This window comes from Flavobacterium sp. (assembly GCF_040379285.1).
GTDB lineage: Bacteria > Bacteroidota > Bacteroidia > Flavobacteriales > Flavobacteriaceae > Flavobacterium.
Genome location: NZ_JBEILJ010000006.1, coordinates 63,477 through 73,206, shown reverse-complemented (window position 1 = coordinate 73,206; position 9,730 = coordinate 63,477). Strand labels below are relative to the sequence as shown.

8 protein-coding genes and 1 pseudogene are annotated in these 9,730 nt (G+C 42.2%); 8 read left to right on the top strand and 1 reads right to left on the bottom strand.

The window, feature by feature from the left end:
* From ABWO12_RS02705 to ABWO12_RS02690, 4 genes and pseudogenes are all read left to right on the top strand, one after another.
* Positions 1-304 (top strand): annotated as a pseudogene (locus tag ABWO12_RS02705) (TetR/AcrR family transcriptional regulator); the annotation flags it as partial.
* A 2-nt stretch (positions 305-306) separates the two neighbouring features.
* Positions 307-1,971 (top strand): peptidase domain-containing ABC transporter, encoded by a 1,665-nt coding sequence (locus tag ABWO12_RS02700; RefSeq protein ID WP_353086990.1) that lies wholly within the window; start codon positions 307-309, stop codon positions 1,969-1,971.
* A 4-nt stretch (positions 1,972-1,975) separates the two neighbouring features.
* Positions 1,976-3,340, top strand: coding sequence for an HlyD family secretion protein (locus ABWO12_RS02695; RefSeq protein WP_353086988.1), 1,365 nt, complete (start codon positions 1,976-1,978; stop codon positions 3,338-3,340).
* A 138-nt stretch (positions 3,341-3,478) separates the two neighbouring features.
* On the top strand, positions 3,479-4,861 hold the full coding sequence (locus ABWO12_RS02690) for a TolC family protein (protein WP_353086987.1): 1,383 nt from the start codon (positions 3,479-3,481) through the stop codon (positions 4,859-4,861).
* Positions 4,862-4,923: 62 nt separating this feature from the next.
* Here ABWO12_RS02690 and ABWO12_RS02685 read toward each other — a convergent pair whose 3' ends face one another.
* A complete protein-coding gene (locus ABWO12_RS02685; protein ID WP_353086985.1) occupies positions 4,924-6,198 on the bottom strand; it encodes an acetyl-CoA hydrolase/transferase family protein in 1,275 nt (424 codons plus the stop codon).
* Positions 6,199-6,365: 167 nt separating this feature from the next.
* Between ABWO12_RS02685 and map the strand changes: the two genes are divergently transcribed.
* The 4 genes from map (at position 6,366) to apaG (ending at position 9,710) form a co-directional block, all read left to right on the top strand.
* Entirely contained in the window at positions 6,366-7,184 is an 819-nt protein-coding gene (gene map, locus ABWO12_RS02680) for a type I methionyl aminopeptidase (RefSeq protein ID WP_353086983.1), read from the top strand.
* Positions 7,184-7,954, top strand: coding sequence for a class I SAM-dependent methyltransferase (locus ABWO12_RS02675; protein WP_353086996.1), 771 nt, complete (start codon positions 7,184-7,186; stop codon positions 7,952-7,954). The genes map and ABWO12_RS02675 overlap by 1 nt, the downstream gene beginning before the upstream one ends.
* Before the next feature lie 52 nt (positions 7,955-8,006).
* Positions 8,007-9,254: a type IX secretion system plug protein gene (locus ABWO12_RS02670; protein WP_353086982.1), complete on the top strand. Its 1,248-nt coding sequence runs from the start codon at positions 8,007-8,009 to the stop codon at positions 9,252-9,254.
* A 69-nt stretch (positions 9,255-9,323) separates the two neighbouring features.
* A complete protein-coding gene (gene apaG / locus ABWO12_RS02665; protein WP_073363011.1) occupies positions 9,324-9,710 on the top strand; it encodes a Co2+/Mg2+ efflux facilitator ApaG/CorD in 387 nt (128 codons plus the stop codon).
* Positions 9,711-9,730: the final 20 nt, after the last annotated feature.

The following is a 9,730-nucleotide window of genomic DNA, read 5'->3' as shown; positions in this document are numbered from 1 at the left end:
TGAAGCGTTACTGAACAACATTATCATTTTGGAATTTACCAAAACAATCTTGACCAAAGAAGTCGACCGCGAAAATCGAGAGGGCTTTTTTTTGGTGTACAAACGCGTCATCAACCGGTTGGTCAATTTAATTTTGGAAGCTAAATCCGATTACCCTTTTGCTAAAAGTTTGGCATCGTCAATCATTGAAGGTTCTTTACACCAACATTTTTTGAAAGAGCATTTGACGACCATAACCGATTGCAATGAAGCCCAATCACCCGCTGTTTTTTATAAAAATCTAATGGAACAAATTTTGAAATAAGTATGAAATCCACCCCTCTTCAACGCCTCACTGGCTTGTTAAAAGTTGACCGAAAAGATGTGACCCAAATCATCTTGTATGCGGTTTTTGCCGGATTAGTGAGCTTGTCGCTTCCGCTTGGTATACAAGCCATTATCAACTTAATTCAATCGGGACAAGTAAGTGCCTCTTGGATTCTTTTGTTGGTCATTGTGGTTTTTGGAGTCGCCTTGGGAGGCGTTTTATCCGTTATGCAATTGCGAATTACTGAAAATTTACAACAGAAAATATTCATCCGTTCCTCGTTTGAATTCAGTTACCGTTTGCCAAAAATCAAATTTGAAGCGCTGTACAACACCTACCCTCCAGAATTGGCCAACCGTTTTTTTGATACAATCACCATTCAAAAAGGGACCTCCAAATTATTAATTGATTTTTCCTCGGCCTTACTGCAAATCATCTTCGGGATTATCTTACTCTCGTTGTACCACCCGTTCTTCATCTTGTTTGGGTTGCTGTTGCTGTTTATGTTGTATGCGATTTTCCGCTTTTCCTACCACAAAGGACTCGACACAAGTTTAAAAGAATCAAAGTACAAATATAAAGTGGTAGGATGGTTGCAAGAAATTGCCCGCAATAGCATCAGTTTCCGTCGTCGGGAGAACTTTGATTTTGCACTCGACAAAAATGATCATTTGGTAAAAGAATACTTGGTCAACCGCGAAAAACATTTCAACGTGATCAAACGCCAATACATTCAATTGATTGGATTTAAAATCTTAATCACCGCATCGTTGTTAATCATCGGTGGGTTCTTGGTCATAAGCCGTGAAATGAATATTGGACAGTTTGTTGCTGCCGAGATAATCATTCTTTTGGTCATCAACTCGGTCGAGAAAGTGATCTTGGGCTTGGAAACCTTTTACGATGTGTTGACCTCGGTAGAAAAAATTGCGCATGTGGTCGAATTGGATACCGAAAAAATGGAAACCAAAGAACCTGAATTTTGTTATACCAACATTCAAATTGTTACCGATCATTTATGTTTCAAATTCCCAGGTGAATCTGATCCGGTGCTGTCCAACATCAATTTGACCATTAATCCCAGTGAAAAAATTTACTTGGACGGACGTAACGGTTCAGGAAAATCAACGCTCATTCGCATTCTCTCGGGATTGATGCAACCTACTACGGGTTCGTTTTCTATCAATGACGAAACCTATCGCAAAGTAGACATCAACCAATTCCGTTTGCATATTGGTACCATTTTGAATGATGAAACCCCTTTTGAAGGTACGATTTTAGAAAATATCACCTTTAAAAACTCCCACGTTTCCGATGAACAAGTGAAATGGGCTATCGACAGTGTGGGTTTGGGTAGCTTTATCAAATCACTTCCCGAAGGTTTAGACACCATGATTTATCCGGAAGGCCGTCAATTATCTTCTTCCAATGCGCAAAAAATCTTATTGGCACGCAGTATTGTTACCCAACCGAAGATTTTATTTTATGAAGATCCTTTAGACAAAATGGATTACGATGCCGCGATAAAAATTATCGATTTCTTAACCGATTCAAAGAATCCTTGGACCTTGATTGTGACCTCAAAAAATCCATATTGGAAACAAAAATGCAACCGCATTATCCATATCACTGAAGGTAAAATTAGTAACGATATAACGCAATAACCCCATGCTTAATCTATCCGAAAAAAATCCGATTACCGAAAAAATTGAGCAATACAGTACGGTTAAAAATTTAGCCGACCGTCCCCATTACAAAATACTCAATCGTATTATCCTTTGGGTATCCATTATCATCGTCATCATTTTATTTTTACCATGGACGCAAAACATCGGCGGAACGGGTTCAGTAACCACGCTCAAACCCGACCAACGTCCCCAAACCGTGCACAATGCCATCGCGGGCCGTATTGAAAAATGGTTTGTTAAAGAGGGGGACTATGTAAAAAAAGGCGATACTATTTTGTTTATTTCTGAGATCAAAGAAGATTACTTTGACCCCGATTTAGTAGGCAACACCAAAAGTCAAATGGAAGCCAAAGCTATGGCTGGTGTATCCTACGGCGATAAAGTAGTCACGCTGGGAACCCAAATTCAAGCCATCGAAAGTGAGCGGAATTTGAAGTTGCAACAAGCCCAAAACAAAATCCGTCAAGCGCTGCTTAAAGTTCAAAGTGACAGCATGGACTTGGAGGCGGTAAAAACCCAACTTAAAATTGCCAACACCCAATTCAACCGCGCGGTGACGTTAAATAAGGAAGGGTTAAAACCGTTGACCGATGTGGAAGAGAAACGCTTGAAATTACAGGAAGTAGAAGCCAAAATCATCACCCAAGAAAACAAATTTTTGGCCAGTAAAAACGAGTTAATCAACACCCGTGTCGAAATCAATCGTATCGGTGCAGAATATGCTGAGAAAGCCTCCAAAGCACGCAGCGATCGCTTTACGGCAATGAGCAACCAGTTTGACACCGAAGCACAAGTCAACAAACTCAAAAATCAATACACCAATTACCGCATTCGTAACGGCCTGTATTACATTACTGCCCCGCAAAATGGCTATGTAAACCGCGCCTTAAAATCGGGACTTGGGGAAACCATCAAAGAAGGAACTGAAATCGTGAGTATCATGCCGGCCAAATACGACATTGCCGTAGAAACCTATGTGAGTCCCAACGATATTCCGCTAATTCACAAAGGCGAACGCGTACGAATCTGGTTCGACGGATGGCCGACCGTCATCTTCTCGGGATGGCCGAATATGTCGTACGGAACTTTTGGAGGTCGCATTGTGGCCGTGGAGAATTTTATCAGCACTAACGGAAAATTCCGCGTGTTGATCGCACCCGATCCCGAAGATCAAGCCTGGCCGAAACAAATCAGCATTGGTTCAGGAGCGCAAACCTTGGCCTTGTTAAACAATGTCCCCGTTTGGTATGAAATCTGGCGAACACTCAACGGATTCCCGCCCAACTATTACCAACCCAAAGGCGGTAACAAAGGGGAATCAAAAACAGATGGCAAAGGAAAATAATGAGGAACGAATGGCTTGGGCTTCCCGGCCATCGTAGTTCCTGCTTTCTGTTACAATCCGCAGCCGTTTGGTAACGGCCACGGGATTTTCACGGCAATCAGGGTTAAAAAATTCAGGCTTTAGGCCTACTTGAAACATATGAAAAAAATACTTTTCTTCCTAATCACAATACCTGTGTGGGGTCAGAATGTAGAATCAAACATTCTCACCTACAACGAGTTTTTGGGATATGTGAAAAAATTTCATCCACGGGTAAAAAGCGCCGATTTAAACATTAGCAATGCCCAAGCCAATTTGATGATGGCACGGGGTGCATTTGACCCCAAAATAGAAGTGGACTTTGATTCGAAACAATTCAAGGGAAAGGAATACTTCTCGCTGTTGAATAGCAGTTTTAAAATTCCAACCTGGTACGGTATCGAAGTCAAAGCTGGTTTTGACAACAGCGAAGGGATTTTTGTCAACCCCGAAAATACACTGCCCAATCAAGGACTAACTTCCTTTGGAGTGACGGTTCCGCTGGGGCAAGGACTTTGGATCAACCAACGAATGGCCGATTTGCGTAAAGCAAAAATTCAAATCAACTTGGGTAACGCCGAACGTCAATTGGAAGCGGTACAGGTACTTTATGATGCTTCGGTAGCTTATTTCAATTGGAAACGAACCTATGACGAAGTCCAATTGTATAAGACGTATTTAACCAATGCGGAGATCCGATTCAAAGGGATTAGCGGCTTGATTCGCAACGGAGACAAACCCGCCATCGATAGTGTAGAAGCTGGAATTATCGTGCGTAATCGCAAACTAAGCCTCACCGAATCCCAGTTGAAATTGGTCAAAGCCAAACTGGAATTGTCGAACTTCCTCTGGTTGGAAAACAACATTCCGATGGAGTTGCAAGACACGATGATCCCCGAACCCGAATTGGAAAAAACGATTCAGGAAACTTTACGCACCAACGCTTTGATGGCGGGTGATGTTAGTATGAACAACCACCCAAAAATCACCGCCTTAGAAAGCAAAGTCAATCTGCTTGAAATCGACCGAAAGTTAAAGGCCAATATGCTTTTGCCCAAAGCCAATGTGGGGTATCACTACCTTTCAGAACCGAGTGCTTGGAACAATCGAGATTTTGAGAATTACAAAATAGGCGTCAACTTTTCTTTCCCGCTCTTTTTACGCAAGGAACGCGGTAGTTTGAAATTGGCCAAATTCAAAGTACAAGACGCTCAATTTGACCTCAACCTGGAACGTGTTCAATTGGGCAACAAGGTCAAAGCGCAACAAACCGAATTGAATTCTTTACTCGAACAAGGATTGTTAACCAATCAGTTGGTCAACGATTATCAAGTGATGTTGCAATCGGAGGAACGTTTATTCTCTTTTGGAGAGAGTTCTATTTTCTTGCTGAATTCACGCGAAAACAATTTGGTCACCGCCCAATTATCAGCGATTGCTTTAAACAACCGCTACCTGATTTCCAATGCCGAACTCTTCCGCATTATGGCACAACCCGAGTAACGGAAAGAATCAACACCTTAAGATATAGCATAAAAAAACGCCTTTATTGGCGTTTTTCTTTTTTATCCCTGTTGAACCATTTCATAATAGCCTCGCTCGATGGCCTCTTGATGGGTAGGATGAGCGATACGAACCAACGCATCGGCGCGTTGCTTCAATGTTTTACCGTACAAGTCCGCAATGCCATATTCGGTAATGACATAATGGATGTGTGCTCGGGTAGTCACTACGCCGGCGCCTTGTTTAAGAAACGGTACAATGCGACTTTCACCGCGCTTGGTGATGGAGGGAAGTGCAATAATCGCTTTACCCCCTGGACTCAATGAAGCCCCGCGGATAAAATCCATCTGACCGCCAACGCCGGAGTACATGCGTGGACCTATTGAGTCGGCGCAAACTTGTCCTGTCACATCCACTTCAATCGCCGAATTGATGGCTACCATATTGGGATTCTTTCGAATGCGCGCTGTATCATTTACCATCGAAGACTCTTTCATTTCGATAAAAGGATTGTCGTGTACAAAATCATACAAGCGTTGGGAACCCATTAAAAACGTAGCCAACACCCGTCCGCGAAGTGTTCCTTTGTACTTGCACGTAATCACTTCTTTTTCGATCAAATCAATCACCCCATCGGAGAACATTTCGGTATGTAAGCCTAAATCTTTGTGATGAATCAACTGTTTTAAAGCTGCGTTGGGGATCGAACCAATTCCCATTTGCAACGTACTGCGATCTTCAATCAATGAGGCGATGTAGGACCCAATCTTTTCTTCCTCGGGAGAAGGCGATTCAACATCATGCGCATAAATAGGCGTATCTACTTCGACCAAATAATCAATTTCAGAGACGTGAAGAATACCATCCCCAAAAGTTCGGGGCATCTTGGGATTGACTTGCGCAATGACAATTTTGGCATTCTCAATAGCCGCTACCGTAGCTTCAACCGAGACCCCAAGCGAACAATACCCGTGCATATCGGGTGGTGAAACATGGATGAAAGCGACATCAATCGGAAGCACATTTTTTCGAAATAAAAGGGGCAATTCACTCAAAAAAACAGGCGTATAGGAACCGTTACCCACTTTGAGTGTATGACGAACATTGGCACCTATAAAAAAGGAATTCACATGAAAACTCTCGGCCAAATCGGGATGCGCATACCGTGCTTCGCCTTCGGTGTGCAAATGACAGATTTCAACATTACGCAGCTCAGATGCCCGATCGGTTAACGCATTAGCCAATTCGGTTGGTGCTGCAGCGGCCGCTTGCAAATACACGCGATCGCCTGATTTTACTACTTTGACCGCTTCGTCGGCCGTTACATATTTTCGCATACATATATCAATTATTGCATCAAAGGTAGGGCTTGTTGTGCCAAAAAAATATGATATTTCTCATCCCAACTTCAGAAAAGCAACCCCCACAACCAAGAGGAGGACAGGGTGATCTGCAGTAATTTTTCCAAAAAAAATACCTACTTTTGCGGTCTCATTTTTTAGTTATGATTCAACCCAAAACCCATGAAGAAATCGAAATCATGCGCGAAAGTGCGTTGCTGGTTTCCAAAACCTTAGGGGAAATAGCCAAAGTCATTCAACCTGGTGTGACCACTTTACAGTTGGACAAACTCGCCGAAGAATTTATACGTGATCACGGAGCTGAACCCGGATTTTTGGGTATGTATGGTTTTCCAAACACCCTGTGCGTGAGTCCGAATGCCCAAGTGGTTCACGGTATTCCGAGCAACAAACCTTTGGAGGAAGGCGATGTGATTTCGGTAGACTGTGGGGTGCTAAAAAATGGATTCTACGGCGATCATGCCTATAGTTTTGAAATTGGTGAAGTGGCTCCTGAAGTCAAAAAATTGTTGCAAGTAACCAAGGAAAGTTTGTATGTAGGCATTCGTGAATTTCGTGCTGGCAATCGTGTAGAGGATGTAGGAAATGCCATTCAGAAATACTGTGAAAGTCATGGGTATGGCGTGGTTCGAGAGTTGGTGGGGCACGGTTTAGGAAGAAAAATGCATGAAGAACCCGAAATGCCGAATTACGGTAAACGCGGTCGCGGAAAATTGTTTGTAGAAGGCATGGTGGTTGCTATTGAGCCAATGATCAATATGGGCACAAAAAACATCAAGCAATTGAAAGACGGTTGGACGATTTTGACCGCGGACGGAAAACCGAGTGCGCATTTTGAACACAATGTCGCCTTGATTGATGGAAAACCCGAATTACTTTCTACCTTTCAATACGTCTATCAAGCACTGGGTATTGAAAGCAATGAGGAGGATGAATTCCGAAAAACCCGCTTGGTATTATGATCAAAAAAGTATTCAAGTTTATACTCAACACCATTCCTCGCCCCTTGTTAATTCGGTTGAGTATCGTGGTGCGCCCAATTTTGGCCTTCGTATTAAGCGGAAATCGTTTCACCGACCCTATTGATGGCAAAAGCTTTCGCATGTTTTTACCCTATGGCTATGGATCACAACGCAATAATGTCCTTTCGCCGAGCACCTTATCGCTGGAGCGTCATCGCTTGTTATGGTTGTATTTGCAGCGGGAAACCGATTTTTTTACCGCAACAGAAAAAAAGAACGTATTGCATTTTGCGCCCGAACAAGAGTTTTATAAGCGTTTTAAAAAACAAGTCAATATTCATTATACCACCACAGACTTATTGTCGCCACTGGCCGACATCAAAGCGGATATTTGCAACTTACCTTTTGAAGATAATACGTACGATATCATTTTTTGCAACCATGTGTTGGAACATATTCCGGATGATACCAAAGCCATGCAAGAATTGTATCGCGTGTTGAAACCTGGCGGGATGGGGATTTTTCAAATTCCGCAGGACCTCAAGCGGGCCACTACTTTTTCGGATGACAGCATCACAGACCCCAAAGAACGGGCAAAAATATTTGGTCAATACGACCATGTGCGCGTGTATGGCCGCGATTATTTTGACCAACTCCGCCGCATTGGGTTTACCGTAGTTGAAGAGCGTTATACTGAAAAACTAACTCCCGAAGAAGTTGAACGCTATTGTTTAGCACCGGGAGAGATCATTCCGGTTTGTTTTAAATAATTTGGCATTATTTTCGCGAGTTTGGTATCTTTACGAAACTAAACCAAGAAATATGCGCAATCTATTTTGGCTGTTCGGATTACACCTTTGTTTTTGTTGGGGCTGGACGCAAGAAAAAGAAGTACTTCCACCCTACTACATCAAAACGGTTTCTTTTATCCAAAATGGGCTGAATAAAGTCCCCGTCTTTCAGTTGGGCGACGAATTTCAATTGCAATTTGATGATTTACACGGCTCGGAAGACAACTACTACTATCGCATTACGCATTGTGATTACGATTGGAAACCTTCACAACTCACCATCAACGAATATTTGAATGGATTCAACGACCAACGCATCATAGAGTACACCAACTCACTCAATTGTTTGCAAATCTATTCGCACTACCGCATCGGATTTCCCAACAAATTCACCCAAATTAAAGTAAGTGGCAACTACATAATTAGTATTTTGAACGAAGATCGTGAAGTGGTTTTTTCGCGCAAATTTGTGTTGTATGAAAATCTAGTTTCAGTCCCTGTTCAGGTAAAACGCGCGCGCCGTAATGAAGATGCTCCGCACAAGCACAACCTTGATTTTGCCATTCGTTCGGGCTCGATTACCTTCCAGAGTCCGTTGCAAAATGTCAAAGTAATGTTGCTTCAAAACGGCAAATTCAATAATGCTAAAACCAACATCCGTCCCATGTTTACAGTAGGTAATGATTTGATTTACAAATACGATGCGGAGACACAATTTTGGGGTGGCAACGAGTATTTGTTTTTGGAAAACAAGATCATTCAAGCAGCCAATAACTCCATCGCCCGAATTGACACCAACGGCGGATTATACAATTGCTATTTATACACCAATGAAGCGCGAGGTAACAAACCCTATACCTTTTGGCCTGATAAAAACGGGAACTTCATGGTAAACAATGTCAACGCGGCCAATTCAGAAATAGAGGCGGATTATGCTTGGGTTTATTTTTCGTTGTCGGCTCCTGCCTTTTTTGCCAATAAAAACATTTACATCACGGGAATGTTCAACAATTTTGCCCTCAATGACGAGTACAAAATGGAGTACAACGAAAAGAAAAAAATGTATGAGAAGGCAGTAATGATTAAGCAAGGTTTTACCAATTATAGTTACACCATTGCAGACAGTCGTGGCAATATTGATGAAGAAAATGCCCTCGATGGTAATTACTTTGAAACCGAAAATGATTATATGGTTTTGGTCTATTATCGCGAAAACAACCAGCGCTATGACCGGGTCATTGGAAAAGGAATTGCCTCTTCGGTTGACATCATCAATTAATGATACTTTAACAGGTAATTCGTTGACTATTACATATTTTTTTTAATTTTACGTCACTAAAACGAGGTTATGGTTACCCAAATCACCAAAGGCATAAAGATTTCTGTCAGCACAAATTTTGAAGGTACATACTTCAAAAATTATAAGCTGCACTATGCCTTTTCGTATGAAATTACCATTGAAAATCACAGTAAAGACTCGGTACAATTGTTGTCCCGTCATTGGGAAATTTTTGATTCCCTCAACGACTTAGAAACGGTCGATGGCGAGGGCGTTATTGGAAAAAAACCCGTATTAAAACCGGGGGAAACGCACACGTATTCTTCAGGATGCTTACTTTCTTCGCCCCACGGAGCTATGCGGGGTTGGTTTACTATGGTCAATTTTACCACCACCAAAAACTTTCGGGTAATTGTTCCAGGCTTCCGCTTGAACGCCCCTTACGCATTGAATTAAATCCGTTTAAGATTATTTTC